The sequence below is a fragment of the Enterobacter sp. Tr-810 genome (assembly GCF_011752765.1).
Taxonomy (GTDB): Bacteria; Pseudomonadota; Gammaproteobacteria; order Enterobacterales; family Enterobacteriaceae; genus Enterobacter; species Enterobacter soli.
Genome location: NZ_VWWW01000008.1, coordinates 125,493 through 152,158, shown reverse-complemented (window position 1 = coordinate 152,158; position 26,666 = coordinate 125,493). Strand labels below are relative to the sequence as shown.

The following is a 26,666-nucleotide window of genomic DNA, read 5'->3' as shown; positions in this document are numbered from 1 at the left end:
CCCGTTATCCCTAAGCTCAACCGGCTAAACGAGCCAGTAAGGAATTACCTGATGAGGAAACAGCACTGATGCGTGCCTCACGCCCTTGTGCCTGGTAATCTAAGTGAATTTCGACATCCGGGTCAGGTAACACACCCGCACCTTGTTGCGGCCACTCCACCAGGCAGATGGCATCGTTGGCAAAGTAATCGCGGATCCCCATAAACTCCAGCTCCTCAGGGTCCGCAAGACGGTATAAGTCGAAGTGATACACCATCAGGTTTTCAAGCGTATAAGGCTCGACCAGCGTATACGTTGGGCTTTTTACATTGCCGTTATGGCCTAACGCCTGTAAGAAGCCACGGCTGAAGGTTGTTTTACCCGCGCCTAAATCACCATACAGATAAATGACGGTTGCACCCTGACAGGCCTGCGCCACACGCTTGCCGAGATCTAAAGTTGCCTGTTCGTCAGGTAAAGGAATCGCTCGATTAGTCATTTTCTACGTCAATCACATCCGGGTTAACAACACGCCTTAGCGTGCAAAAAAGATCGGTGGCCAGCATTCCGCGTGTACCATATTGCGCCGCAAGCTTGTCTGCGGCCGCACCGTGTGCCACGCAGCCCGCACAGGCTGCATCATATAGGGGAAGTTTCTGTCCGAGCAATGCACCTATGATGCCAGAGAGCACATCGCCCATACCGCCGCTCGCCATTCCCGCGTTACCGGCATCGATAATGCCCAGCGCATCGTCACAGGCCACGACGGTTCCCGCCCCTTTTAAAACGGCAACACCCCCGTAACGTTTTACCAGACGCTGTGCAGAAAGTAAGCGATCGTTTTCAATTTCTGCAACGCTGCAATTGAGTAATCGCGCGGCTTCGCCGGGGTGCGGCGTCAGGATGCGATTGTGACGCTTATCAGGATTGATTGCCAGAAGGTTCAGCGCATCGGCATCCCACAGCATCGCTTTACGAAAATTCTCGGTTTTTTGTAGCGCCTGCTTACCCCAGGCCAGCTGTCCAAGCCCGGGGCCAATGACCACGACATCCGCCCATTCCAGGCTTTCTTCCAGCGTCTGAGGGGTTAACTCATGCACCATCAGTTCCGGGCGCGCGGTTATAATGGGGGCGATATTTTCGATGCGAGTAAGTACTCGCACTAATCCTGCACCACTGCGCACTGCAGCCTCTCCCGCCATGCGAATGGCACCAGCGGTTCCGTAATCCCCGCCAATAATCACCAGCCTGCCATGATCGCCCTTATGGGATGTCGGGCGTCGCGGTGGCAACCACTGCACAAGCTGTGAAGCATCAAAGCGGGCGATATGTGTTTCCTGCCCGGCAAGCCAGTTTTCCAGCCCCAGCGCGTTATGGTGCAGTACACCCACCACGTCACGTGCTTTACCGATCAGCAGACCAGGTTTGAGGGCGATAAACGTCACCGTGTGGCTGGCATGGATAACCGCGCCGGGTGTGGCCCCGGTTTGCGCGATAAGCCCGGATGGAATGTCCAGCGCCACCACCGGCGCAGAGTGGGCATTGGCTTGTTCTATCAACGCCGCAACACCCTCGCGCGGCGCACTGCGCAACCCGGTGCCCAGCAGACCATCAATAATCACATCGATGTCATCGGGCCAGACGATATCAGACGCATGAATAACACCACCCGCGTTCAGCCAGGCTTCACGCGCCGCGCCGGCTTCTTCCGGCAGCGGTTTATTGTTCTCCAGCGCCAGTAATGTCACTCGAATACCCGCCGCCACGGCCAGCCGGGCGACCACATAGCCATCCCCACCGTTATTGCCGTGTCCGCATAAAATAAGCCAATGTGTCGACTGGGGATAAAGGGCGTGGAAAACGGTAAATGCCGCCTCGCCTGCGCGCTGCATCAGTTCATAAAGGGTGAGGCCGAGACTGTCTGCCGCCTCTTTTTCAGCGCGGCGGAGGTCATCCGCATCCCAGACGGAATGTGGTATACTTGCGGGGTTTTTCTTCACTGTATGGTCCGTCATGTCACAGCCCCTCGATCTCAATCAGTTAGCGCAAAAAATTAAACAGTGGGGCGCTGAGCTTGGCTTTCAGAAGGTCGGTATTACAGACACAGACCTTTCCGCCAGCGAGCCTAAACTTCAGGCCTGGCTGGACAAACAATACCACGGCGAAATGGAGTGGATGGCGCGTCATGGCATGATGCGTGCGCGTCCACACGAGCTTTTGCCGGGCACATTACGTGTCATTAGCGTGCGGATGAACTATCTGCCGGCCAACGCGGCGTTTGCCCGCACGCTAAAAAATCCCTCTTTGGGTTACGTCAGCCGTTACGCCCTGGGGCGTGATTACCATAAACTTCTGCGTAACCGCTTAAAAAAACTTGGGGAAACTATTCAGCAGCACTGTGTTTCGCTGAATTTTAGACCCTTTGTCGATTCTGCGCCTATTCTTGAGCGCCCAATCGCCGAAAAAGCCGGGCTTGGCTGGACAGGTAAGCACTCACTTATCCTTAGCCGTGATGCCGGATCATTCTTCTTTCTGGGTGAGTTGCTCATTGATTTGCCGCTGCCGGTAGACGGCCCGGTGGAGGAAGGTTGCGGGCGGTGCGTGGCCTGTATGACCATCTGCCCGACAGGCGCGATTGTTGAGCCCTACACCGTTGATGCTCGCCGCTGCATCTCTTATCTCACTATCGAGCTGGAAGGCGCTATCCCGGAAGAGTTCCGCCCGCTCATTGGCAACCGGATATACGGCTGCGACGACTGCCAGCTAATTTGTCCGTGGAACCGCTATTCACAGCTTACCGATGAAGAGGACTTTAGCCCGCGCAAGGCTCTGCACGCCCCGCCGCTTATCGAGCTGTTCGCCTGGACCGAGGCCTGGTTCCTGAAAGTCACTGAAGGTTCAGCTATCCGCCGTATCGGCCATTTGCGCTGGCTACGAAATGTGGCTGTTGCCCTGGGCAACGCCCCCTGGGATGAAGCCAATGTTCAGGCACTGGAAAGTCGTAGAGGTGAGCACCCACTTCTCGACGAACACATAGAGTGGGCGATTGCGCAGCAAATCGAGAAGCGAAATGCCTGCGTAGTTGAAGTGCAATTACCGAAAAAACAGCGTCTGGTGAGAGTGATCGAAAAAGGACTTACACGTGACGCCTGAACTATTCACAGCCTGTGCATAAAAATAAAAACTCAGGCGCCATCAGGCTTAGCAGACAGGTCAAGTGATCTCTTTAACATTTTGAAATCAAATTTTCTTAATAAAATTCAATGCATTGAAGCAATACTATTCACCCTGCGAAGTTTTTACCCCATTCAGGTAAACGACAGGATCTGTGGATAACTCTGTTTATAGTAGTATTTCAGATGCAATAGAAAACGTCCCCAACGAACTATTTCGCTGTGGATATTTTAAATATGGAGAAGAATTTGGAGCGGGAAACGAGACTCGAACTCGCGACCCCGACCTTGGCAAGGTCGTGCTCTACCAACTGAGCTATTCCCGCTTAATCTGTGTCTTTCAAGCTGCCACTGCGTTGGCTGCCTTCACTCACCTTAGTCACTTACTTAAGTAAGCTCCTAAGGATTCGTTCAGTTGCCGCCTTGTTGCAACTCGAAATCCCACGATTTGGTGGTCCGTGCTGTGAAAGCACTTTCAAATTTTGGAGCGGGAAACGAGACTCGAACTCGCGACCCCGACCTTGGCAAGGTCGTGCTCTACCAACTGAGCTATTCCCGCTTGGGCAGTCTGTGCTGTGGAAGCACTTTCAAATTTTGGAGCGGGAAACGAGACTCGAACTCGCGACCCCGACCTTGGCAAGGTCGTGCTCTACCAACTGAGCTATTCCCGCAAATCTGTACTGCTTTTGTTGCTGTCGTAACGCGTAATTCTCTGTCGTTACGGGAGGCGCATTATACGAGAAATCCTTTTAGCTGCAACCCCCCTGAAAGCGATTTTTTCGAAATCTTGTTCAAGTGATTAATTAATCAGCAAGCTGCACAATTTAACGACAAAAACCCGGCAACGCAAGGGTGCCGGGCCTCAAAAATCACAGCTTAATAAAATTCTCGCGGTAGTAAGCCAGTTCCGCTACAGACTCACGGATATCATCCATCGCCTGGTGGGTGCCCTGTTTTTTAAAGCCGTCCAGAATTTCAGGTTTCCAGCGACGCGCCAGCTCTTTCAGGGTGCTGACATCCAGGTAACGGTAGTGGAAGTAAGCTTCCAGTTCCGGCATGTACTTAAACAGGAAACGGCGATCCTGGCCAATACTGTTACCGCAGATAGGTGATTTCCCTTCCGGAACCCACTGCTTCAGAAACTCAATGGTCGCCAGCTCCGCATCACGATCGCCCTGCGTGCTGGCCTTCACGCGATCCACCAGCCCGCTGCCGGTATGGGTACGCACGTTCCAGTCATCCATCAGCGCAAGTTGTTCATCAGACTGATGAACGGCAATGGTTGGCCCTTCAGCCAGAATATTGAGGTTTGCATCGGTGACCAGCGTGGCAATCTCAATAATGCGATCGCGCTCGGGATCCAGCCCGGTCATTTCAAGATCAATCCAAATCAGGTTGTTTTCATCTGCGCTCATGTTATTTTCCACCCTTCTCGCATAACCGGCGGTAGCAGGTTAACTAGTATTAATTAGAGTGTATCATAGAGGTTTTGCCCATCACGGGCGACCAGGAGCCAGTGCGATTGAGTAAAAATAAACTCTCCAAAGGGCAGCAGCGCCGCGTCAACGCCAATCACCAGCGCCGTCTTAAAACCACTTCGGAGAAGCCGGATTACGACGACAACCTGTTTGGCGAAGCGACAGAAGGTGTCGTGATTAGCCGTTTTGGTATGCATGCCGATGTCGAATCCGCCGACGGGGATATCCACCGTTGTAATATCCGTCGCACCATCCGTTCACTGGTTACCGGTGACCGCGTGGTCTGGCGTCCAGGCAAAGAAGCCGCGGAAGGTGTGACGGTAAAAGGTATCGTTGAGGCCGTACATGAACGCACATCGGTGTTAACCCGTCCGGATTTCTACGATGGCGTAAAACCGATTGCCGCCAACATTAACCAGATCGTCATCGTTTCGGCGATTTTACCGGAGCTTTCGCTCAATATCATCGACCGCTACCTCGTTGCTTGCGAAACGCTTCAGGTTGAACCGATCATCGTGTTGAACAAAATCGATCTGCTGGATGACGACGGCATGGCCTTTGTTAACGAGCAGATGGATATCTACCGCAAGATTGGTTATCGCGTGCTGATGGTCTCCAGCCACACCAAAGATGGCCTGAAACCGTTAGAAGAAGCGCTGACCGACCGGATCAGCATCTTTGCGGGTCAATCCGGCGTGGGTAAATCCAGCCTGCTGAATAACCTGCTTGGCCTCCAGCAAGAGATCCTGACGAACGATGTCTCGAATGTCTCAGGTCTGGGCCAGCACACCACCACCGCCTCGCGTCTGTATCACTTCCCGCACGGCGGCGACGTGATCGACTCCCCGGGCGTGCGCGAATTCGGCCTGTGGCACCTCGAACCGGAACAAATCTTCAATGGTTTTGTCGAATTCCATGATTATTTAGGCGCTTGCAAATATCGCGACTGCAAACACGATAACGACCCAGGTTGTGCTATCCGTGAAGCGGTAGAGAACGGTGAAATTGCGGAAACCCGCTTTGAAAACTATCACCGCATTCTTGAGAGCATGGAAGACGTAAAAACGCGTAAAAACTTTTCTGATTCGGATAACTGACAACTAAGCTAAGCATCGCTAAAATCGTCCCCTTTTTTCAGGTTCCGGCAGCGTAATGCCGGATCAGGAACGACAAAACAATGGCCTGGAGGCTACCTTGTTAAACTCATTTAAACTTTCGCTTCAATACATTCTGCCAAAACTGTGGCTCACTCGCCTGGCGGGCTGGGGCGCGAGCAAACGAGCAGGCTGGCTGACCAAACTGGTCATCGACCTGTTCGTGAAATACTACAAGGTCGACATGAAAGAGGCGCAGAAGCCGGACACCGCCAGCTACCGCACTTTCAACGAGTTCTTCGTCCGTCCCCTGCGCGACGACGTTCGCCCGGTAAACACCGACCCTAACGTGCTGGTCATGCCTGCTGACGGCGTCATCAGCCAGCTCGGTAAAATCGAAGACGACAAAATTTTGCAGGCGAAAGGCCACAACTACAGCCTGGAAGCGCTGCTGGCGGGTAACTACCTGATGGCTGACCTGTTCCGCAACGGGTCATTCGCCACCACCTATCTTTCGCCGCGCGACTATCACCGCGTGCATATGCCATGCAACGGCATCCTGCGTGAAATGATCTATGTGCCAGGCGACCTGTTCTCTGTGAACCACCTGACCGCGCAGAACGTCCCGAACCTGTTCGCCCGTAACGAACGCGTCATCTGCCTGTTTGATACTGAATTTGGCCCAATGGCGCAGATTCTGGTGGGTGCTACCATTGTAGGCAGCATCGAAACCGTCTGGGCGGGCACCATCACCCCGCCACGCGAAGGTGTTATCAAGCGCTGGACATGGCCTGCGGGCGAAGCAGAAGGCTCCGTGGCGCTGCTGAAAGGCCAGGAGATGGGCCGCTTCAAGCTGGGCTCTACGGTTATCAACCTGTTTGCGCCGGGTAAAGTAAACCTGGTAGAGCAGCTGGAAAGCCTGTCAGTGACCAAACTGGGTCAGCCGCTGGCCGTTTCTACCGAAACCTTCGCCACGCCAGACGCAGAGCCTGCACCGCTGGCAGAAGAAGAGATCAAAGCAGAGCACGACGCCAGCCCGCTGGTTGACGACAAAAAAGACGAAGGCTAACAACAGAAGGACCGCTGACGTGCGCCCGATTATCGTACTACTGATGGCCTGGTGCCTCAGCATGGGGGCGTACGCAGCGACTGCCCCCGACGCCAAACAGATAACCCAGGAGCTGGAGCAGGCAAAAGCGGCAAAACCCGCGCAGCCTGAAACCGTCGAATCGCTCCAGGGCGCACTGAACGCGCTCGAGGAACGCAAAGGTTCCCTTGAGCGTGCTCAGCAATATCAGCAGGTTATCGATAACTTCCCCAAACTTTCGCAAACGCTGCGCTCGCAGCTGAATAACCTGCGCGATGAACCGCGCGAGGTGCCTGCGGGCATGACCTCCGACGCGCTTAATCAGGAGATCCTGCAAGTCAGCAGCCAGCTTCTGGAAAAGAGTCGCATGGCTCAGCAGGAGCAGGAGCGCGCGCGTGAAATTGCCGATTCGCTCAACCAGCTTCCACAACAGCAAACCGATGCCCGCCGCCAGCTCAGTGAAGTTGAGCGACGTGTCGGGACACAGACCGGTAATACCCCGCTTAACCAGGCGCAGAATCTTGCCATTCAGGCTGAATCCGCCAGACTCAAAGCCCTGGTGGATGAGCTGGAGCTGGCGCAGCTGTCGGCCAACAACCGCCAGGAACTGTCACGGATGCGTTCCGAGCTGGCGCAAAAGCAGAGCGAGCAGCTTGATGCCTGGTTACAGACCCTGCGTAACCAGCTAAACAGCCAGCGCCAGCGTGAAGCTGAAAAAGCTCTGGAAAGCACGGAATTACTTGCCGAAAACAGCGATAACCTCCCCGCCGGGATCGTCGATCAGTTTAAGGTTAACCGCGAGCTTTCTGCCGCCCTGAACCAGCAAGCACAGCGTATGGATCTGGTGGCATCGCAACAGCGTCAGGCCACTAACCAAACCTTGCAGGTACGTCAGGCGCTGAATACCCTGCGCGAGCAATCCCAGTGGCTTGGCTCCTCAAACCTGCTGGGCGAAGCATTACGCGCGCAGGTTGCACGCTTGCCGGAAATGCCAAAGCCACAACAGCTTGATACTGAAATGGCACAACTGCGCGTCCAGCGCCTGCATTTTGAAGATCTCCTCAACAAACAGCCGCAAATCCGCCAGATCCGTCAGGCCGACGGGCAGCCGCTGACCAGTGAGCAAAACCGCATTCTGGACGCGCAGATGCGCACCCAACGCGAGCTGCTGAATTCACTGCTTCAGGGTGGCGATACGCTTATCCTCGAGCTCACCAAGCTGAAAGTGTCTAACAGCCAGCTTGAAGATGCGCTGAAAGAGGTGAACGAGGCGACGCACCGCTACCTGTTCTGGACTTCCGACGTCCGCCCGATGACCTTCTCCTGGCCAATTGAAATCGTGCAGGATCTGCGCCGCCTTATTTCACTGGATACCTTCAGCCAGTTGGGCCAGGCCAGCGTGATGATGCTCACCAGCAAAGAGACGATCTTCCCGCTGCTGGGGGCATTGATTCTGGTGGGTTGCAGTATTTATTCGCGCAGGCACTTTACCCGCTTCCTGGAGCGCTCCAGTGCGCGCGTCGGTAAGGTGACGCAGGATCACTTCTGGCTAACGCTACGCACGGTATTCTGGTCGATTCTCGTTGCCTCGCCGCTGCCGGTGCTGTGGATGACGCTCGGCTACGGCCTGCGGGAGGCCTGGCCTTATCCGCTGGCAGTGGCGATTGGCGATGGTGTGACCGCCACCGTTCCGCTGCTGTGGGTGGTGATGATTTGCGCCACGTTTGCCCGCCCAAACGGCCTGTTCATAGCCCACTTTGGCTGGCCGCGGAATCGCGTGGCGCGCGCCATGCGTTATTACCTGATGAGCATCGGGCTTATCGTGCCGCTGATCATGGCGCTTATCATGTTCGATAACCTCAATGACCGTGAATTCTCCGGCTCGTTGGGCCGTCTGTGCTTTATGCTGATTTGCGGCGCGCTGGCGATGGTTAAGCTCAGCCTCAAACGTGCCGGTATTCCGCTGTATCTCGATAAAACCGGCAGCGGCGATAACATGTTCAACCGCCTGCTGTGGAACCTGATGCTCTCTGCTCCACTGCTCGCGATCCTGGCGGCAGCCGTGGGTTATCTGGCTACTGCGCAGGCGCTGCTGGCGCGACTGGAAACGTCAGTCGCCATCTGGTTCCTGCTCCTGGTGGTCTACCACGTAATTCGCCGATGGATGCTTATCCAGCGCCGCAGGCTGGCGTTCGACCGTGCCAAGCACCGCCGCGCGGAGATCCTCGCGCAGCGTGCCCGAGGTGAAGAGGAATCGCACCATACCAACAGCACGGAAGGGAACACCGATGCGGATGATGTTGAACTGGATCTCGATGCTATCAGTACCCAGTCCCTGCGACTGGTACGCTCGATCCTGATGCTGATTGCCCTGCTCTCGGTGATTTTCCTGTGGTCTGAGATCCACTCTGCATTTGGCTTCCTCGAAAACATCTCGCTGTGGGATGTCACGTCGACGGTACAGGGTGTTGAAAGCCTTGAGCCCATCACCCTGGGCGCGGTGCTGATTGCGATTCTGGTGCTGATCATCACCACGCAGCTTATCCGTAACTTCCCTGCTCTGCTGGAACTGGCGCTGCTGCAACACCTGGATTTAGCGCCAGGTACAGGCTATGCCATTACCACCATCACCAAATATCTGATCATGCTGTTTGGTGGGCTGGTTGGGTTCTCGATGATTGGTATTGAGTGGTCGAAGCTACAGTGGCTGGTTGCTGCCCTCACCGTTGGCCTGGGCTTTGGCTTGCAGGAGATTTTCGCCAACTTTGTTTCCGGCCTGATCATCCTGTTTGAAAAACCGATCCGTATCGGCGATACGGTGACGATCCGCGACTTGACCGGCAGTGTCACCAGGATCAACACCCGTGCGACAACGATCAGCGACTGGGATCGTAAAGAGATTATCGTGCCAAATAAGGCGTTTATCACCGAGCAATTTATCAACTGGTCGTTGTCAGACTCCGTTACGCGTGTGGTGCTGACCGTGCCTGCGCCATCGGATGCAAACAGCGAAGAGGTGACGCAGATCCTGTACACCGCCGCAGAACGCTGCTCGCTGGTGATAGACAATCCGGCACCGGAAGTCTTCCTGGTCGATTTGCAGCAGGGGATCCAGATTTTCGAGCTGCGTATTTATGCGGCTGAAATGGGGCATCGAATGCCGCTGCGCCATGAGATCCACCAGCTGATTCTGGCCGGCTTCCGCGAGCACGGTATCGATATGCCGTTCCCTCCATTCCAGATGCGCCTGGAAAGTCTGGATGGTCGTAAGACGGCAAGAACGGTGACATCAGCGGCGCGTAAGCGCCCGGCGGGAAGTTTGTAGCCCTGACCCCTCCCATCCGGGAGGGGGTTTTTATTCGCTACGCCACTTCAGCAGTAAAGGCCGTCGAACGTCGACGGTAGTTCTCATAAATTCCCATCGCCAGCAGCGAGAAGAAGATCGGCCCACCCACCATCCACAGCGCGCTGTTCCAGTCATTCGCTTCGATCACCGGCTGGATAATGGTAAAGATATTGGCGAATGCGACCACCAGCACCACAACCATTGTTGCCAACAGCGTTGCAGCGCGCGTTTTGAAAATCACAAACGGACGCTCAAGATCCTGCTTCGCCTTGAAGAACGGGAACGCCAGCGTCAGGAAAAGATAAGGCAGCGTCATCGACACGTTCGCCATCAGGGTCAGCTTGTTATAAAACGCGGATGCCGTATCCCCACCAAACGACACCAGCAGGATGAACACGCAGACCAGCAGACACTGCATCCACATGGCATTGGCAGGCATACCCGCGGTATTCAGCTGTGTCATGCGTGTCGGCCACAGCGCTTTTGGCGTACCCTGAATAATGGCTTTGAGCGGCGAATAGATAAGCGTGAAGAATGCACCGGTATAGGCAAGGAACATTGAAAGACCGGTTATGCGTGCAAACCAGACGCCCATTGTTGCCGCGGCGTCTGGCGTCAGATGCATTGCCTGCCCCAGTGTCACCCCCAGGCTTTTCATCAGTACATACGTAATATTGCCGAGATTAGTGGTGTTGTTACTCAACACCTGCTGCCAGTTGGTGCTAACGCCCCAAAGGAAAATCGCCAGCGAGTAGCCAACAGAGATAACAATGGCAGCAAAGATAATCCCTTTGGCAAAGTTCTTCTCTGGGTTCTCGGTCTTATCAACCAGGCCGCCCACAGCCTCAATACCGCCGTAGGCAAAGATGGCAAACACCACAAAAGAGAGCATGGCGAGGCCAGACTGGTAGCCCGGATTAGGCGATGAAACGAAATTCACCTCCTGCGCGAAATGCCCGCCGTTCAGACACAGAATGGCGATACTCACCAGCAACAGTACCAGGTTCAGGCACATCACTGCGATCCCCCCCACGGCAGTAATGCGGGCAATTTTATTGATACCTTTCGACGCTACCAGCGTCACCACCACCATCCAGAGGACTGCCAGGATCCCCACAACCTGCGTGGAACTCAGACCCGCCAGCGACCAGACCTGTGTTTTATCGGCCCCAAACAAAAACGTGGAAAACGGCACCCAGACTTTCGCCGCCGTGCTGACCATCCAGACCACGTAAGAGGAGAACCACATAAACGTGCCGATAAACGCGTAGCGCGGGCCGACGCTGTTATTCATCCACGAATAAATCCCCCCCTCTTCTTTCCGGTAAGCCGAGCCCATTTCCGCCATCATCAGCGCAAACGGAATAAAGAAGAACAGAGCAGAAACGATATAGAACGGCGTCGCGCTGTAACCCATCAGGTAGAACGCAGATGGGCTATTCGCAAAGCCAAAGACGGAGGTAAAAATCATCAGAATGAGCCCGGTGAGGGTCATCTTTTTAAGTGAGTGGGACATAGAGCCATCCGAAGGAGAAGTAAACTGCGCGGATGGTAGCAGAAGACCGGATAAATGATGTGGCTATGCGGGTCAAATTAAGAAATTGACCCGTGTATAGAGAGCGTGGCAGTTTTTAATGTTGTCGTGCGGAAATGGAAAGGAATATTGCCAGCCGGGTAAGCACAGCGCCACCCGGCATGTTGTTACGCGCGGTCGACGGTAAACGCAATCACATCGGCCAGTTGCTCGGCACCCAGCGCCAGCATCACCAGACGGTCAACACCCAGCGCCACACCAGAGCAATCTGGCAGACCGGCTTTCAGGGCTTCCAGCAGATGAGTATCAATCGGCTGCTGCGGCAGGCTACGCGCATTACGCTTGCGGTTGTCCTGCTCGAAGCGCTGCTGCTGTTCGCGCGCGTCGGTCAGTTCGTGGAACCCGTTCGCCAGCTCAATGCCTTTGTAGTAAACCTCAAAGCGTTCCGCCACGCGGTGATCTTCAGTGCTGATCTGCGCCAGAGAAGCCTGGCTTGCCGGGAAGTGGTAAACAAAAGCAGGCCGGTCTTTGCCAATCTGTGGCTCAACGCCAAAGGTGAACAGCAGTTGCAGCAGCGTATCGCGGTCTTCTTCAGTATCCGCTACGTTGCTCAAATCAAGCTTCGCCGCCACTTCACGCAGCTGCGTTTTGTCGGCAGACAGCGGATCAATTTCCAGATAGCGCTGGAACGCCTGTTGATAGGAGAGCGTTTCGGCTTCTGCGCAATCCAGTACCTGTTGCAGCAGATCGTCCACCTCATTCATCAGGCGGTACATATCATAATGCGGGCGATACCACTCCAGCATGGTGAATTCCGGGTTATGGTGACGCCCCATCTCTTCATTGCGGAAGCTGCGACACAGCTGATACACCGGGCCACAGCCCGCAGCCAGCAGGCGCTTCATGTGGTATTCCGGGCTGGTCATCAGATACAGATTCATGCCCTGAGAGTGGCCAGGACCAACAAAACGGGTTTCGAACGGGACCAGATGAATATCGGTAACCGTTGCCTGACTCATGCACGGCGTTTCCACCTCAAGTACACCGCGATCGGCAAAGAAGCGGCGGATCTCCGCCATAATTGCTGCGCGTTTTAACAAATTAGGGATGGACGCGCTCGGCTGCCAGGTGGCCGTTTCGCTCATGAGTTCTTCTCCGATTTCAAACAAGGGCACGAAGTCTACTCGTTAGCAGGGACAGAGACAAATTTTGCGCAGTAAATTAGCGGATTTCATTGAAGGCGATAATTCCGTGACGCAATTCATCAATCACAATGATAAATCACCGCACATAACAGCAAAAAAATCGAACACGTCAAATTTCCCTCACATCCACGCGGTTATACTGTTTTACCCATAAAGGAGCAGTGGAAACGCTTTCGCGATAGCCCGTCCGGGCAGGTGAGCTACCTTTAGTTCATCGCATTGCGAAATAACAAAAATCTGGAGGAATGTCGTGCAAACTTTTCAAGCCGATCTTGCCGTTATAGGCGCTGGCGGGGCTGGATTACGTGCTGCGATTGCAGCCGCTCAGGCTAATCCAAACGCTAAAATCGCACTGATTTCAAAAGTCTACCCTATGCGCAGCCACACGGTTGCCGCAGAAGGGGGATCCGCCGCCGTTGCGCAGGATCATGATAGCTTCGAATACCATTTCCACGACACGGTTGCAGGGGGCGACTGGCTTTGCGAACAGGATGTCGTTGACTACTTCGTGCACCATTGTCCAACGGAAATGACCCAGCTCGAACATTGGGGATGCCCGTGGAGTCGCCGCCCGGATGGCAGCGTGAACGTTCGTCGCTTCGGCGGGATGAAAATCGAACGTACCTGGTTCGCCGCCGATAAAACCGGCTTCCACATGCTTCACACTCTGTTCCAGACCTCCCTTCAGTTCCCCCAAATTCAACGCTTTGACGAACATTTCGTTCTCGACATCCTCGTGGATGACGGCGAAGCGCGTGGTCTGGTGGCGATGAACATGATGGAAGGCACGCTGGTGCAAATCCGCGCAAAAGCCGTGGTGATGGCAACCGGCGGCGCTGGCCGTGTTTACCGCTACAACACCAACGGCGGGATTGTCACCGGCGACGGGATGGGCATGGCGCTCAGCCACGGCGTACCGCTGCGTGATATGGAGTTTGTTCAGTATCACCCAACTGGCCTGCCGGGTTCCGGCATTCTGATGACGGAAGGTTGCCGTGGTGAAGGCGGTATCCTGGTCAACAAAAACGGCTATCGCTATTTGCAGGATTACGGCATGGGCCCGGAAACCCCGCTCGGCGAGCCGAAAAACAAATATATGGAGCTCGGCCCACGCGACAAAGTGTCCCAGGCTTTCTGGCACGAGTGGCGCAAAGGCAACACCATCCCTACCCCGCGCGGCGATGTGGTCTACCTTGACCTGCGTCACCTTGGCGAGAAGAAATTGCTGGAACGTCTGCCGTTCATCTGCGAACTGGCAAAAGCCTATGTGGGCGTCGATCCGGTGAAAGAGCCGATTCCGGTGCGTCCAACCGCGCACTACACCATGGGCGGCATCGAAACGGATCAGCAGTGTGAAACCCGCATCAAAGGCCTGTTCGCCGTGGGCGAATGTTCCTCCGTGGGCCTGCATGGCGCCAACCGTCTGGGATCGAACTCACTGGCAGAGCTGGTCGTCTTTGGTCGCATGGCGGGCGAGCGTGCGATGGAACGTGCCGCTACCGCGGGCGAAGCCAACAGCGCCGCACTGGATGCACAGGTTGCAGACGTTGAAAAACGCCTGAAAGACCTCGTTAACCAGGAAGGTAACGAAAACTGGTCGAAAATCCGCGATGAGATGGGGCTTTCCATGGAGGAAGGCTGCGGTATCTACCGTACGCCAGAGCTGATGCAAAAAACCGTCGACAAGCTGGCGGAGTTGCAGGAGCGCTTCAAACGCGTGCGTATCACCGATACCTCCAGCGTGTTCAATACCGACCTGCTTTACACCATTGAGCTGGGACATGGCCTGAACGTGGCCGAATGTATGGCGCACTCTGCGCTGGCCCGTAAAGAGTCTCGCGGCGCGCACCAGCGTCTGGATGAAGGCTGCACCGAACGTGACGATGTCAACTTCCTGAAACACACCCTCGCCTGGCGCGATGCGGACGGGACCACGCGTCTGGACTACAGCGACGTGAAGATCACCACGCTACCGCCGGCGAAACGCGTTTACGGTGCAGAAGCAGAAGCCGCCGAGAAGAAGGAGAAGGCGAATGGCTGAGATGCAAAAACTGAAAGTTGAAGTGGTGCGCTACAACCCGGAAGTGGACGCCGCCCCGCATAGCGCTTTCTACGAAGTCCCTTACGACGAGCAAACCTCCCTGCTGGATGCGCTCGGCTACATTAAAGACAACCTGGCGCCTGACCTGAGCTACCGCTGGTCCTGCCGTATGGCGATCTGCGGCTCCTGCGGCATGATGGTCAACAAAGTGCCGAAGCTCGCCTGTAAAACCTTCCTGCGGGAATACACCAAAGGGATCAAGGTTGAAGCATTGGGTAACTTCCCGATCGAGCGCGATCTGGTGGTCGATATGACCCACTTTATCGAAAGCCTTGAAGCGATTAAGCCATACATCATCGGTAACCCGCGCACGCCGGATCAGGGGCCAAACACCCAGACCCCGGCGCAGATGGCGAAATACCATCAGTTCTCCGGCTGCATCAACTGTGGCCTGTGCTATGCCGCCTGCCCACAGTTCGGTCTGAATAAAGAGTTCATCGGCCCGGCGGCCATTACCCTGGCGCATCGCTATAACGAAGACAGCCGCGACCACGGTAAAAAAGAACGTATGGCGCAGCTTAACAGCCAGAACGGCGTCTGGAGCTGTACTTTTGTCGGCTACTGCTCTGAAGTCTGTCCGAAGCATGTCGATCCGGCCGCCGCCATTCAGCAGGGTAAAGTTGAAAGCTCGAAAGACTTTCTTATCGCTACCCTGAAACCACGCTAAGGAGTGCATGATGACGACTAAACGCAAAGCCTACGTGCGGCCAATGCCGTCCACCTGGTGGAAAAATCTGCCGTTTTATCGCTTCTATATGCTGCGTGAAGGCACGGCGGTACCGGCGGTCTGGTTCAGCATTGAACTGATGTTCGGGGTGTTCGCTCTCAAACACGGCCCGGAAACCTGGGCGAATTTTGTGGGCTTCCTGCAAAACCCGATTGTGGTGATCCTGAACCTCATCGTGCTTGCAGCGGCGCTGCTTCATACTAAAACCTGGTTTGAACTGGCGCCAAAAGCGGCGAACATCATCGTAAAAGGCGAGAAAATGGGGCCAGAGCCGGTGATTAAAGGGCTGTGGGCGGTGACGGCGATAGTCACCGTGGTCATTCTGTTTGTCGCACTGTTCTGGTAAGGAGACTACTGTGATCAATCCAAATCCAAAACGTTCAGACGAGCCGGTCTTCTGGGGTCTGTTTGGCGCAGGCGGCATGTGGAGTGCCATTATCGCGCCGGTGATCATCCTGCTGGTTGCCATTATGCTGCCGCTGGGGCTGTTCCCGGGTGATGCGCTTGGCTACGATCGCGTGCTGGCGTTCGCGAGCAGCTTTATTGGCCGCGTATTCATCTTCCTGATGATTGTTCTGCCACTGTGGTGCGGCCTGCATCGTATTCACCATGCGATGCATGACCTGAAAATCCATGTGCCGAGCGGCAAGTGGGTCTTCTACGGTCTGGCAACCATTCTGACCGTGGTGACGCTGATTGCCGTGGTCACCATCTGAATCATCTGGCCCGCCATCCGGTGGGCCTTTTTATTTCTGCATCTTCCCCACCAGCCACTGCGCAAACTCGTGCATGGCAGGGGTTTCAGTCCGGGACTGCAATCGCGTTAGCCAGTAACTGCCCAGATCGATCTGGGTGGCAAACGGCTGCACAATACGTTCGCTGTTCAGCAGATGGGCAAACATGCCGACCGGTGCGATGGCAATCCCCACTCCCGCCTGCGCGGCTTCCAGCATGGTCACGGATGAATCAAATACCATCACCCGATGTGTCGGCGAGGGTGGCGGCTCACCCGCAGCCTGCATCCATGCCGACCATTCATCCCGTCGATAGGAGCGCAGCAGGGTAAATTTCAGAATATCAGCGGGCGCGTGTAGCCTGTCGGCAAACTCCGGCGAGCAAAGAGGGGCCAGCGGTGCTGCACAAAGAAAAATGGCCTCAGTGCCGTGCCATGCGCCGCCACCGTAGCGGATGGTGTAATCCAGCCCTTCAGCAGCCGGATCGACCCGGTTGTTATGCGTGGAAAGCTGGAGGTCAACATGCGGGTAACTTTGGCGAAAATCCTCCAGCAGCGGGAATAAGCAGCCAGTGGCGAAGGTCCCGACAACGCCGATTTTGAGTTTTTCCTGCGCCCGGTGACGACTAAAGCGGTCCAGCATTCCGGCAATGCGATCAAAAGAGTCGTTCAGTACCGGCAATAAATTCTCACCTTCCGTGGTCAGCATCAGGCCGCGAGAGACGCGCACGAACAGCTGGCAGTTGAGGTGCTGTTCCAGAGCTTTCACCTGCTGGCTAATGGCGGAATGGGTGACATTCAGCTCGATCGCCGCATGAGTAAAACTGAGGTGCCTGGCGGCGGCTTCGAATGCCCGAAGCGAATTAAGGGGTATATAGCTGCGCGTCATGGACTTGTCCGTTAGAAAAATTAACAGCTCCTGCTAAATTTAACCGTTTGTCATGCACAGTCAAATCCAACAGACTACGCTCGTCTGATGGGCCCGGACATTCCCTTGACTCGCTATTACGGAAGATATCTCATGAAAAAATCACTTTGCTGCGCTCTGCTGCTCACCGCCTCCTGTTCTGCCCTTGCCGGGACGATGTCAGAAAAACAGTTGGCTGATGTGGTGGAACGTTCCGTGACTCCCCTGATGAAAGCACAGGCCATTCCCGGTATGGCGGTGGCGGTCATTTATCAGGGCAAACCGCACTATTTCACCTTCGGTAAAGCCGATGTCGCAGCCCGCCAGCCCGTTACACAACAGACGTTATTCGAGCTGGGCTCCATCAGTAAAACCTTCACCGGCGTGCTGGGAGGCGATGCCATTGCTCGCCATGAAATCTCACTGAGCGACCCGGCAACGAAATACTGGCCTGAACTGACGGGCAAACAGTGGCAAGGGATCCGTCTGCTGGATCTGGCAACTTACACCGCCGGCGGCCTGCCGTTACAAGTCCCGGATGAGGTCACTGACAACGCTTCGCTGCTGAATTTCTACCAGCACTGGCAGCCACAGTGGAAACCCGGGACAACGCGCCTTTATGCAAACGCCAGTATTGGCCTTTTCGGCGCGCTGGCAGTTAAGCCTTCCGGCATGAGCTTTGAGGAGGCCATGACGAAGCGGGTCTTTAAGCCGCTCAAACTGGACCATACGTGGATTAACGTTCCGAAAGCAGAAGAGGCGCATTACGCCTGGGGATACCGTGACGGTAAAGCGGTACGCGTATCACCAGGGATGCTGGACGCTGAAGCCTATGGCGTCAAAACCAACGTGAAGGATATGGCGAACTGGGTGATGGCCAACATGGCGCCAGATACCGTCGCGGATGCGTCTCTTAAGCAAGGCATCGCCCTTGCACAATCGCGCTACTGGCGCGTGGGTGCCATGTATCAAGGGTTAGGCTGGGAAATGCTTAACTGGCCGGTCGATGCCAAAACCGTGGTCGGGGGCAGCGACAATAAGGTGGCGCTGGCACCGTTGCCCGCGTCAGAGGTCAATCCACCCGCTCCCCCGGTCAAAGCGTCCTGGGTACACAAAACAGGCTCTACTGGCGGATTTGGCAGCTACGTGGCATTTATTCCTGAAAAGCAGATCGGTATTGTGATGCTCGCGAATAAAAGCTATCCGAACCCGGCGCGAGTTGAGGCGGCATACCGTATTTTGAGCGCTCTGTAGTAAACATTGCCGGGTGGCGCTAACGCTTATCCGGCCTTCATAACGCATCGGTGTTGTAGGCCGGGTAAGGCGAAGCCACCACCCGGCGGAACACACCGCACGTCCCCCACATTTTCCTTGCCGTCATCTACACTTAACAAAAAACAGTAAGGAAACACCTATGCGCATTCTGCCTGTTATCGCCGCAGTGACAGCCGCGTTTTTAGTGGTTGCCTGTAGCTCTCCGACCCCACCAGCGGGTGTCACCGTCGTCAACAATTTCGATGCTCAGCGATTCCTGGGAACATGGTATGAAATTGCCCGTTTCGATCACCGCTTTGAGCGGGGTTTGCAGAAGGTCACCGCGAACTACAGCTCGATGGATGATGGCGGGATCCAGGTGATTAATCGCGGCTATAACCCTGACCGTGGCATGTGGCAACAGGCGATTGGACAAGCCTACTTTACCGGCGACCCAAATCGGGCGGCGCTTAAAGTCTCTTTCTTTGGTCCCTTCTATGGCGGGTATAACGTCATAGCCCTGGACAGAGAATACCGTCATGCGCTGGTCTGCGGGCCGGATCGCGACTACCTCTGGATACTCTCCCGCACGCCAACCATCTCCAGTGAAATGAAACAGCAGATGCTGGACGTCGCGACCCGGCAGGGGTTTGATGTGACGAAACTAATCTGGGTGGAACAACCCCATTAATGTGCGCTAAGTTTTAAACCAATAATTCCTGCGACAATCAAGGCGAGGCTGGCAATACGTGCCAGACTCGCCGATTCACCCAGCAGCAAAATGCCCGTAATTGCCGCTCCGACAGCGCCGATCCCCGTCCACACGGCATAAGCCGTGCCTACCGGCAGCGTGCGCATCGCCCACGACAACAGAGCAATACTGACAACCATCGCGGTAACGGTAATCAGGCTTGGCATCAGGCGGGTAAAACCGTGGGTGTACTTCAGACCGATTGCCCAGACAACCTCAAGCAAACCGGCAATAACAAGAATAATCCAGGACATATCTGGCTCCTTAACTTAAATGCAAGTTGGGGCCGTCCCCGATGAACAGATGCGCTTACGGGTCGTCCCGAAAGGCAGAGATTAGGTGGCATATTTTGGTTAACGACCGATTTTTTTTCAATCCATTTATGCTGAACTTGTTAAGGCAAGAAATAGCCGCAGTATGGCGCGTAGTTCAGGCATTTATCACTCATCCGACTTCTCTATGATGATGTGCTTTCTGATGGCAGGAAGCCAAACCACTAGCCGACTGCGAAAAAAATATGTTCAAAATTCTTTTGATTGACCGTTGTCACTTCACCCGTACCGGGTTTGAAGCATGGCTCAATCATTCAGGCCTATTCCCGGGTAGCTACGTTGTGACCGGTTTGAATAATCTTTTCCTGGCCCGGGAGCACATTCTACAGTGGAAGCCGACGCTGGTGATTGCTGACTTGCACGGCTTCAAACAGGATATTCACCATTTCCAGCAGCTCTCTTCTTTGCTGAAAGCCTGCGAAACGCTGCCCTTTATTTTGTTGCAGTCAGGCGAAGAGCCGGAGATGGCAAATTACCTGGAGCAATTCCCGGTCTGGTCCTGTCTGTTGAAAAATGCCGAACTCGAGCAGCTGGCCACGGTGATTAACGATGCGCTGACATCCTGCGCCAGCATTGAAATACCGCAAATTGCAGCACCGTTATTAACCCGCCAGGAAGAAAAAGTGCTCACGCTGTGGATGGATGGCGCAAGCAATCAGAAGATTGCCAGCCATTTGAGCATTAACGGGAAAACGGTTTATACCTACAAACGCAACATCCGTATGAAACTACATATGGATACACGTTTTTCGCCGTTTTTATCCCTGCAAGAAGTGGAAAATTGACGGTACGAGGAGATCGACACAACGTACCGTCTGAACTTCATTAGTTCTGCGCTTTTGTTGCTGCACCAGAAATTGCGCTGCCACCTTCAGAAATATCCTGACCGACGCCACGCGTGGTATTACAGGCGGTTAAAACTGAAGAAAGAACCAGAACAGAAAAGATCGCTGCAATTGTCTTCTTAACCATAATATCTTCCTTTTATAGCCAAAGTTATTTTGTTGAATAGCAACTTAAGGATAGACAAGATCCCGTCATTTGACGGCTCAGGAAGCGATTTTAGGAGAATTAGACGAAATTAGCTGGCTGCGTGAGAAATCACATGGCCAAGATCTTTGATATCTTCGCCAACACCGCGTGCGGTATTACACCCGGAAAGGAACGCGCCGGACAGCGCTAACAGAAGCAGAATTTTAACGGTACGTTTCATCATCCCTGCCTGCAAAAAACAGGCGCAGCGGGCGCTGCGCCATCAATCATTTACATGAATTACTTCACGCGGGATACGTATTCGCCGGAGCGGGTATCCACTTTGATCACTTCGCCAGTCTGTACGAACAGTGGAACTTTAACCACTGCACCGGTAGACAATTTAGCAGGCTTGCCGCCAGTACCTGCGGTGTCACCTTTCAGGCCTGGATCGGTTTCAACGATTTCCAGCTCTACGAAGTTTGGTGGGGTCACAGCGATAGGCTGGCCGTTCCACAGGGTCACGATGCACTCAGCCTGATCCAGCAGCCATTTAGCGCTGTCACCGACTGCTTTCTCGTCAGCAGACAGCTGTTCGAAAGTAGAGTTGTTCATGAAGTGATAGAACTCACCGTCGTTGTAGAGGTAAGTCAGGTTCATATCAACAACATCGGCGCCTTCAGCGGAGTCAGTAGACTTGAAGGTTTTTTCTACACGGGTACCGGTCAGCAGGCGGCGCAGCTTAACACGCGCGAATGCCTGGCCTTTACCTGGTTTAACGAATTCGCTGGCTTCAACCGCATACGGTTCGCCGTCCATCATGATTTTAAGACCAGCACGAAAATCGTTGCTATAGTACGTTGCCATAAGGCCCTCTAAATTTGTTAACTGGTAGCTAAGCCACAAAATGGCGCATATTGTAACCCTAAACACCCCGTCCAGAGAAGATTGGTTATCGCAACTTGCCGATGTAATCACCAGTCCTGATGAATTACTGCGTCTTTTAGACCTGGAAACGCATGAAAACTTACTCGCGGGCCGTGAGGCTAAACGCCTCTTTCCCCTGCGAGTTCCTCGCGCATTTGTGGCGCGCATGGAAAAAGGGAACCCTGACGATCCCCTGCTAAAACAGACGCTTACTGTTCAGGATGAGTTTGTGACTGCGCCGGGTTTCAGTACCGATCCACTGGAAGAACAGAACAGCGTTGTGCCCGGTTTGCTGCATAAGTATTTGAACCGCGCATTGCTGCTGGTAAAAGGCGGCTGCGCCGTAAATTGTCGCTATTGCTTCCGCCGCCACTTCCCGTATGCCGAAAATCAGGGTAACAAGCGGAACTGGCAGGTCGCGCTGGACTACATTGCCGCGCATCCTGAGCTGGATGAGATTATCTTTTCCGGTGGCGATCCGCTGATGGCAAAAGATCATGAACTGGACTGGCTGCTAACCCAGCTTGAAGGCATTCCTCATATCAAACGTCTGCGGATCCATAGCCGTTTGCCGATTGTTATCCCGGCCCGCATTACTGACGAACTGACCGCCCGGTTTGAGCGCTCTTCCCTGCAAATTCTGCTGGTGAATCACATCAACCATGCCAACGAAGTGGATCAGGATTTCCGTATGGCGATGGCAAGATTGCGCAAGGCAGGCGTCACGCTGCTGAACCAGAGCGTGTTATTGCGTGGGGTAAATGATAATGCCCGCGCGCTGGCCAATCTGAGCAATGCGCTCTTTGATGCGGGCGTAATGCCTTACTACATTCACGTGCTGGATAAAGTCCAGGGCGCTGCGCATTTCATGGTGTCAGATGAGGAAGCAAGAGCGATTATGCGTGAATTGCTGACACTGGTGTCAGGTTATATGGTGCCTAAACTGGCACGTGAGATTGGCGGCGAGCCAAGCAAGACGCCACTGGATTTACAGCTGCGACAGAGTTAGTTTTCCCTCTTCCTTTGGAAGAGGGAAAGGTCATCAGTTCGGGCACTTATAAACCTGGCCATTCATCTGGCTGGCGGTTGGCACAAAGCTCGACAACATCCCCTGCGACGGGCTGCTCACGCCATAAATCACGTTACCGCCCATGGCCGCAGCCTGGTTACGCAGGGCGTTCGCCGCACCGCGCATAGAGCCGCCCTCTTCGCCGTGCTGGCCCGACATCCAGTTGCTTTGTTCGCCGGTTGCCGTGCCCAGCAGCTGACACTCGCTGCCCGGCTTATCTTCCACAAAGCGAACGCCCTGGCCCGCAGCTGACAGCTCATTGCTGGAGCTACAACCCGCCAGCAGCAATGCTGCCCCTACAATCCCTGCACAGACTTTTACGCGCATGTTATTCCTCGTTTTCAATAAGCTGGACAGTAGTTGTCCGTGTGTGAATCTTATACCTAAAAGATGACCAAAAGAAAAACCCCCAGGCATTTCTACCCAGGGGTTTCTCATTTTTTCGCGAGATATGTTATTTAATCGAATAATTCAAGTTGCAGGAAGGCGACAAGTTCGTGAATCCCCAGGAACTTACTCAAGTAAGTGACTGGGGTGAGCGAACGCAGTCAACGCATCTGCGGCTTGAAGTATGAAGATTAAATTACATCATGCCGCCCATACCGCCCATGCCACCCATACCAGCAGCACCTAAGTCAGGTGCGTCGCCTTTAGGCAGGTCGGTCACCATGCACTCGGTGGTGATCATCAGGCCAGCAACAGATGCCGCGTACTGCAGTGCAGAACGGGTCACTTTAGTTGGGTCCAGGATACCGAAGTCGATCATGTTGCCGTATTCTTCAGTTGCTGCGTTGTAACCGTAGTTACCTTCGCCCGCTTTCACGTTGTTGGTCACAACAGATGGCTCTTCACCGGCGTTGGACACGATCTGACGCAGAGGCGCTTCCATTGCGCGCAGCGCAACTTTGATACCCACGTTCTGATCTTCGTTCTGTGCGGTCAGGCCTGCCAGCTTAGCGGCAACACGCACCAGCGCAACACCACCACCAGCAACCACGCCTTCTTCTACCGCAGCACGGGTCGCGTGCAGGGCATCGTCAACGCGTGCTTTTTTCTCTTTCATTTCAACTTCAGTTGCAGCACCAACTTTGATAACTGCTACGCCGCCTGCCAGTTTCGCTACGCGCTCCTGCAGTTTTTCACGGTCGTAATCGGAAGTTGCTTCTTCGATCTGCTTACGGATCTGACCAACGCGGCCCTGAATAGCGGCTTCTTCACCCACGCCATCGATGATGGTGGTGGTGTCTTTGTTGATCACAACGCGTTTAGCCTGGCCCAGGTCTTCCAGGGTCGCTTTTTCCAGCTCCATACCGATCTCTTCAGAGATAACAGTACCGCCAGTCAGGGTTGCGATGTCCTGCAGCATCGCTTTACGACGATCGCCGAAGCCAGGTGCTTTAACCGCAGCCACTTTCACGATGCCACGCATGGTGTTAACCACCAGGGTCGCCAACGCTTCGCCTTCAACGTCTTCAGCGATGATAACCAGTGGTTTGCCTGCTTTCGCAACGGCTTCCAGCACTGGCAGCATTTCGCGGATGTTGGAGATTTTTTTGTCAGCCAGCAGGATGAACGGGCTTTCCAGCTCAACAGCGCCAGTCTCTGGCTTGTTGATGAAGTATGGGGACAGGTAACCGCGGTCGAACTGCATACCTTCAACCACGTCCAGTTCGTCTTCCAGGCCGGTACCGTCTTCAACGGTGATCACGCCTTCTTTACCGACTTTATCCATCGCTTCAGCGATCAGTTTACCTACGGTTTCGTCGGAGTTAGCGGAGATAGTACCAACCTGAGCAATAGCTTTAGAGTCAGAGCACGGTACAGACAGCGCTTTCAGCTCTTCAACTGCAGCAGCGACAGCTTTGTCGATACCACGTTTCAGATCCATTGGGTTCATGCCCGCAGCAACGGCTTTCAGACCTTCGGTGATGATCGCCTGCGCCAGTACGGTCGCGGTGGTGGTACCGTCGCCTGCAGCGTCGTTCGCTTTAGAGGCAACTTCTTTCACCATCTGCGCGCCCATGTTTTCGAACTTGTCTTCCAGCTCGATTTCACGTGCTACAGAAACACCATCTTTAGTGATGGTTGGCGCGCCGAAGGATTTATCCAGCACTACGTTACGGCCTTTCGGGCCCAGGGTCACTTTAACTGCATCTGCCAGTACGTTTACGCCGCGGAGCATTTTTACACGAGCGTCGTTACCGAATTTTACGTCTTTAGCTGCCATGTTCTTATTTCCTCAAATTCTCGTGCGTAAATTACGCTTCAACAATTGCCAGAATGTCGCTCTCGGACATGATCAACACTTCTTCATTGTCGATCTTCTCGGATTTCACGCCGTAGCCATCGTTGAAAATTACGATGTCACCAACTTTAACGTCCAGTGGCTGCACAGTTCCGTTTTCCAGGATGCGGCCCTTACCGACAGCGATGATTTCGCCACGCGTTGATTTGGCTGCTGCAGAACCGGTCAGAACGATGCCGCCAGCAGACTTGGTTTCAACTTCTTTACGTTTGACGATCACACGATCATGTAACGGACGAATACTCATTGATAGCTCTCCTTTGAGAAAGTCATTATCAGTTATGGATGACGCCGGGCCGTACACGGTTTTCCGGCTAGTGCCCTGAGAGATGGGGATAGCTTTTTACCCCTTCAAGGGGTAGTCGAAAAAAAATTTGCGAAAGTGTTACCATCGCCTCTCTTTGGATGGTGGCAGGACGATGTCAATGAGTGGACTCAAACAGGAGTTGGGGCTGGCACAGGGCGTGGGCTTACTCTCAACTTCTTTGTTAGGCACAGGTGTTTTTGCGGTGCCCGCGCTCGCGGCGCTGGTCGCCGGGAATAACAGCCAGTGGGCGTGGCCAGTACTGATTGTGCTGGTGTTTCCTGTCGCAATTGTCTTTGCCGTACTTGGGCGACACTTCCCGAGCGCAGGCGGCGTCGCGCATTTTGTCGGCATGGCGTTTGGCCCGCGCCTGGAGCGCGTGACCGGCTGGCTTTTCCTTTCGGTGATCCCTGTTGGGCTACCTGCCGCGCTGCATATCGCAACGGGCTTCGGGCAGGCGCTGTTTGGCTGGCATGATGAACAACTGTTGTTTGCCGAGTTAGGTACGCTGGCGATTGTCTGGTGGGTCGGGTCGCGTGGGGCCAGTTCCAGCGCCAATCTGCAAACGCTGGTCGCGGTGCTTATTGTCGCCCTGATTGCCGCTATCTGGTGGGCAGGCAACATCACCGTGGCGGAAATCCCCTTCCCGGCGGTGAACGATGTCGACCATTCACAGCTGTTCGCAGCGCTTTCGGTCATGTTCTGGTGTTTTGTGGGTCTGGAGGCGTTCGCGCATCTGGCATCGGAATTTAAGCAACCCGAGCGCGATTTCCCGCGCGCGCTGATGATTGGCCTGCTGCTGGCAGGCACTGTCTACTGGGCCTGCACCGTGCTGGTACTGCACTTTAATGCCTTTGGTGAGGATAAAGCCGCAGCGGCATCGCTGCCGGGCATCGTGGTCACCCTGTTCGGCGTCAAAGCCCTGTGGGTGGCCTGCGTGATTGGTTATCTCGCCTGCTTCGCCAGCCTCAATATTTACATTCAGAGCTTTGCCCGTCTGGTATGGTCGCAAGCGTTGTACAAGCCGGAAAGCCGCCTCGCGCAGCTGTCAAAACGCCAGCTTCCGCTGAATGCGCTGAACACGGTACTGGGTTGTTGCGTGCTGAGTACCCTGGGGATTTACTGGCTGAATATCAATCTTGATGCGTTGATCGTCTATGCCAACGGCATTTTCATCATGATCTATCTGCTGTGTATGCTGGCGGGTTGTCGGCTGCTGAAAGGCCGCTTCAAAGCACTGGCCATTATCGGTGGGGTGCTCTGTTTGCTGCTACTGGCGATGGTGGGCTGGAAGAGTTTGTACGCCATTGTGATGCTGGTCGGGCTTTGGCTGTTTTTGCCGAAGCGAAGTTCAATCTGAATAACGCCCGGTGGCGCTAAACCACCGG

At 54.5% G+C, this 26,666-nt stretch carries 26 protein-coding genes and 3 tRNA genes; 13 read left to right on the top strand and 16 right to left on the bottom strand.

The genetic code is table 11. The annotated features are described in order from the left end of the window. Nucleotides 1-16 precede the first annotated feature (16 nt). Together tsaE and nnr are read right to left on the bottom strand one after the other, a co-directional pair. A complete protein-coding gene (tsaE, locus tag F3J30_RS19955; protein ID WP_014068611.1) occupies nucleotides 17-478 on the bottom strand; it encodes a tRNA (adenosine(37)-N6)-threonylcarbamoyltransferase complex ATPase subunit type 1 TsaE in 462 nt (153 codons plus the stop codon). Further along, nucleotides 471-1,994 carry a bifunctional ADP-dependent NAD(P)H-hydrate dehydratase/NAD(P)H-hydrate epimerase gene (gene nnr, locus F3J30_RS19950; protein WP_166718318.1) on the bottom strand — a complete coding sequence of 508 codons (1,524 nt, stop codon included), beginning with the start codon at nucleotides 1,992-1,994 and terminating at the stop codon, nucleotides 471-473. Before nnr ends, tsaE begins: the two co-directional genes overlap by 8 nt. On the opposite strand from nnr, the gene queG reads away from it, so the two are divergent. Continuing rightward, nucleotides 1,993-3,132, top strand: a complete 1,140-nt coding sequence (queG, locus tag F3J30_RS19945; RefSeq protein ID WP_166718317.1) for a tRNA epoxyqueuosine(34) reductase QueG — start codon at nucleotides 1,993-1,995, stop codon at nucleotides 3,130-3,132. The two genes, nnr and queG, sit on opposite strands and share 2 nt — an antisense overlap. Before the next feature lie 270 nt (nucleotides 3,133-3,402). Here the strand turns inward: queG and F3J30_RS19940 are convergent. From F3J30_RS19940 to orn, 4 genes are all read right to left on the bottom strand, one after another. Beyond that, nucleotides 3,403-3,478, bottom strand: a tRNA-Gly gene (locus F3J30_RS19940). 157 nt (nucleotides 3,479-3,635) lie between these two features. Next, a tRNA-Gly gene (locus tag F3J30_RS19935) sits at nucleotides 3,636-3,711 on the bottom strand. A 36-nt stretch (nucleotides 3,712-3,747) separates the two neighbouring features. Then, nucleotides 3,748-3,823: transfer RNA gene (locus F3J30_RS19930), tRNA-Gly, on the bottom strand. 198 nt (nucleotides 3,824-4,021) lie between these two features. Further along, on the bottom strand, nucleotides 4,022-4,567 hold the full coding sequence (gene orn / locus F3J30_RS19925; protein ID WP_014068608.1) for an oligoribonuclease: 546 nt from the start codon (nucleotides 4,565-4,567) through the stop codon (nucleotides 4,022-4,024). Between the two features lie 107 nt (nucleotides 4,568-4,674). On the opposite strand from orn, the gene rsgA reads away from it, so the two are divergent. From rsgA to mscM, 3 genes are all read left to right on the top strand, one after another. Next, nucleotides 4,675-5,727 (top strand): small ribosomal subunit biogenesis GTPase RsgA, encoded by a 1,053-nt coding sequence (gene rsgA, locus F3J30_RS19920; protein WP_010427739.1) that lies wholly within the window; start codon nucleotides 4,675-4,677, stop codon nucleotides 5,725-5,727. 97 nt (nucleotides 5,728-5,824) lie between these two features. After that, nucleotides 5,825-6,793, top strand: coding sequence for an archaetidylserine decarboxylase (gene asd / locus F3J30_RS19915; RefSeq protein WP_041162176.1), 969 nt, complete (start codon nucleotides 5,825-5,827; stop codon nucleotides 6,791-6,793). A 19-nt stretch (nucleotides 6,794-6,812) separates the two neighbouring features. Beyond that, nucleotides 6,813-10,136, top strand: a complete 3,324-nt coding sequence (gene mscM, locus F3J30_RS19910; RefSeq protein ID WP_166718315.1) for a miniconductance mechanosensitive channel MscM — start codon at nucleotides 6,813-6,815, stop codon at nucleotides 10,134-10,136. 37 nt (nucleotides 10,137-10,173) lie between these two features. Here mscM and yjeM read toward each other — a convergent pair whose 3' ends face one another. Continuing rightward, nucleotides 10,174-11,673: a glutamate/gamma-aminobutyrate family transporter YjeM gene (gene yjeM, locus F3J30_RS19905; protein WP_166718314.1), complete on the bottom strand. Its 1,500-nt coding sequence runs from the start codon at nucleotides 11,671-11,673 to the stop codon at nucleotides 10,174-10,176. Nucleotides 11,674-11,858: 185 nt separating this feature from the next. Then, on the bottom strand, nucleotides 11,859-12,836 hold the full coding sequence (gene epmA / locus F3J30_RS19900) for an elongation factor P--(R)-beta-lysine ligase (RefSeq protein WP_166718313.1): 978 nt from the start codon (nucleotides 12,834-12,836) through the stop codon (nucleotides 11,859-11,861). A 310-nt stretch (nucleotides 12,837-13,146) separates the two neighbouring features. Between epmA and frdA the strand changes: the two genes are divergently transcribed. From frdA to frdD, 4 genes are read left to right on the top strand one after another with little or no spacing between them, the layout of a single operon-like run. Continuing rightward, a complete protein-coding gene (frdA, locus tag F3J30_RS19895) occupies nucleotides 13,147-14,937 on the top strand; it encodes a fumarate reductase (quinol) flavoprotein subunit (protein WP_166718312.1) in 1,791 nt (596 codons plus the stop codon). Continuing rightward, nucleotides 14,930-15,664, top strand: a complete 735-nt coding sequence (locus tag F3J30_RS19890; protein ID WP_014068601.1) for a succinate dehydrogenase/fumarate reductase iron-sulfur subunit — start codon at nucleotides 14,930-14,932, stop codon at nucleotides 15,662-15,664. Before frdA ends, F3J30_RS19890 begins: the two co-directional genes overlap by 8 nt. Nucleotides 15,665-15,674: 10 nt before the next feature. Next, nucleotides 15,675-16,070, top strand: coding sequence for a fumarate reductase subunit FrdC (gene frdC / locus F3J30_RS19885; RefSeq protein WP_166718353.1), 396 nt, complete (start codon nucleotides 15,675-15,677; stop codon nucleotides 16,068-16,070). 10 nt (nucleotides 16,071-16,080) lie between these two features. Beyond that, nucleotides 16,081-16,440 carry a fumarate reductase subunit FrdD gene (frdD, locus tag F3J30_RS19880; RefSeq protein ID WP_166718311.1) on the top strand — a complete coding sequence of 120 codons (360 nt, stop codon included), beginning with the start codon at nucleotides 16,081-16,083 and terminating at the stop codon, nucleotides 16,438-16,440. A 30-nt stretch (nucleotides 16,441-16,470) separates the two neighbouring features. Here frdD and ampR read toward each other — a convergent pair whose 3' ends face one another. After that, a complete protein-coding gene (gene ampR, locus F3J30_RS19875; RefSeq protein ID WP_166718310.1) occupies nucleotides 16,471-17,346 on the bottom strand; it encodes a LysR family transcriptional regulator AmpR in 876 nt (291 codons plus the stop codon). Nucleotides 17,347-17,433: 87 nt separating this feature from the next. Between ampR and blaACT the strand changes: the two genes are divergently transcribed. After that, nucleotides 17,434-18,618, top strand: coding sequence for an ACT family cephalosporin-hydrolyzing class C beta-lactamase (gene blaACT / locus F3J30_RS19870; protein ID WP_166718309.1), 1,185 nt, complete (start codon nucleotides 17,434-17,436; stop codon nucleotides 18,616-18,618). A 160-nt stretch (nucleotides 18,619-18,778) separates the two neighbouring features. Then, on the top strand, nucleotides 18,779-19,309 hold the full coding sequence (locus F3J30_RS19865) for a lipocalin family protein (protein ID WP_166718308.1): 531 nt from the start codon (nucleotides 18,779-18,781) through the stop codon (nucleotides 19,307-19,309). Here F3J30_RS19865 and sugE read toward each other — a convergent pair. Beyond that, the gene (sugE, locus tag F3J30_RS19860) at nucleotides 19,306-19,623 is read right to left on the bottom strand and encodes a quaternary ammonium compound efflux SMR transporter SugE (protein ID WP_014068595.1); all 318 of its coding nucleotides are present in this window, start codon (nucleotides 19,621-19,623) and stop codon (nucleotides 19,306-19,308) included. The genes F3J30_RS19865 and sugE overlap by 4 nt on opposite strands. A 263-nt stretch (nucleotides 19,624-19,886) precedes the next feature. Here sugE and F3J30_RS19855 point away from each other — a divergent pair, with 263 nt between their 5' ends. Next, nucleotides 19,887-20,486: a LuxR C-terminal-related transcriptional regulator gene (locus F3J30_RS19855; protein WP_014068594.1), complete on the top strand. Its 600-nt coding sequence runs from the start codon at nucleotides 19,887-19,889 to the stop codon at nucleotides 20,484-20,486. Between the two features lie 40 nt (nucleotides 20,487-20,526). Here F3J30_RS19855 and ecnB read toward each other — a convergent pair whose 3' ends face one another. From ecnB to efp, 3 genes are all read right to left on the bottom strand, one after another. Next, nucleotides 20,527-20,673: a lipoprotein toxin entericidin B gene (ecnB, locus tag F3J30_RS19850; RefSeq protein WP_014068593.1), complete on the bottom strand. Its 147-nt coding sequence runs from the start codon at nucleotides 20,671-20,673 to the stop codon at nucleotides 20,527-20,529. 109 nt (nucleotides 20,674-20,782) lie between these two features. After that, complete coding sequence (locus tag F3J30_RS19845) at nucleotides 20,783-20,914, bottom strand: entericidin A/B family lipoprotein (RefSeq protein ID WP_041161986.1); 132 nt, start codon at nucleotides 20,912-20,914, stop codon at nucleotides 20,783-20,785. A gap of 59 nt (nucleotides 20,915-20,973) precedes the next feature. Continuing rightward, entirely contained in the window at nucleotides 20,974-21,540 is a 567-nt protein-coding gene (gene efp / locus F3J30_RS19840) for an elongation factor P (RefSeq protein WP_010427766.1), read from the bottom strand. A gap of 40 nt (nucleotides 21,541-21,580) precedes the next feature. Here efp and epmB point away from each other — a divergent pair, with 40 nt between their 5' ends. Beyond that, nucleotides 21,581-22,609: an EF-P beta-lysylation protein EpmB gene (gene epmB / locus F3J30_RS19835; RefSeq protein WP_166718307.1), complete on the top strand. Its 1,029-nt coding sequence runs from the start codon at nucleotides 21,581-21,583 to the stop codon at nucleotides 22,607-22,609. Nucleotides 22,610-22,642: 33 nt separating this feature from the next. Here epmB and F3J30_RS19830 read toward each other — a convergent pair whose 3' ends face one another. From F3J30_RS19830 to F3J30_RS19820, 3 genes are all read right to left on the bottom strand, one after another. Beyond that, nucleotides 22,643-22,996: a DUF4156 domain-containing protein gene (locus F3J30_RS19830; RefSeq protein ID WP_014068590.1), complete on the bottom strand. Its 354-nt coding sequence runs from the start codon at nucleotides 22,994-22,996 to the stop codon at nucleotides 22,643-22,645. Between the two features lie 256 nt (nucleotides 22,997-23,252). Then, a complete protein-coding gene (groL, locus tag F3J30_RS19825; protein WP_166718306.1) occupies nucleotides 23,253-24,896 on the bottom strand; it encodes a chaperonin GroEL in 1,644 nt (547 codons plus the stop codon). A gap of 31 nt (nucleotides 24,897-24,927) precedes the next feature. Further along, a complete protein-coding gene (locus tag F3J30_RS19820; RefSeq protein WP_003855929.1) occupies nucleotides 24,928-25,221 on the bottom strand; it encodes a co-chaperone GroES in 294 nt (97 codons plus the stop codon). Nucleotides 25,222-25,399: 178 nt separating this feature from the next. On the opposite strand from F3J30_RS19820, the gene yjeH reads away from it, so the two are divergent. Then, nucleotides 25,400-26,638 (top strand): L-methionine/branched-chain amino acid transporter, encoded by a 1,239-nt coding sequence (gene yjeH / locus F3J30_RS19815; protein ID WP_166718305.1) that lies wholly within the window; start codon nucleotides 25,400-25,402, stop codon nucleotides 26,636-26,638. Nucleotides 26,639-26,666 lie beyond the last annotated feature (28 nt).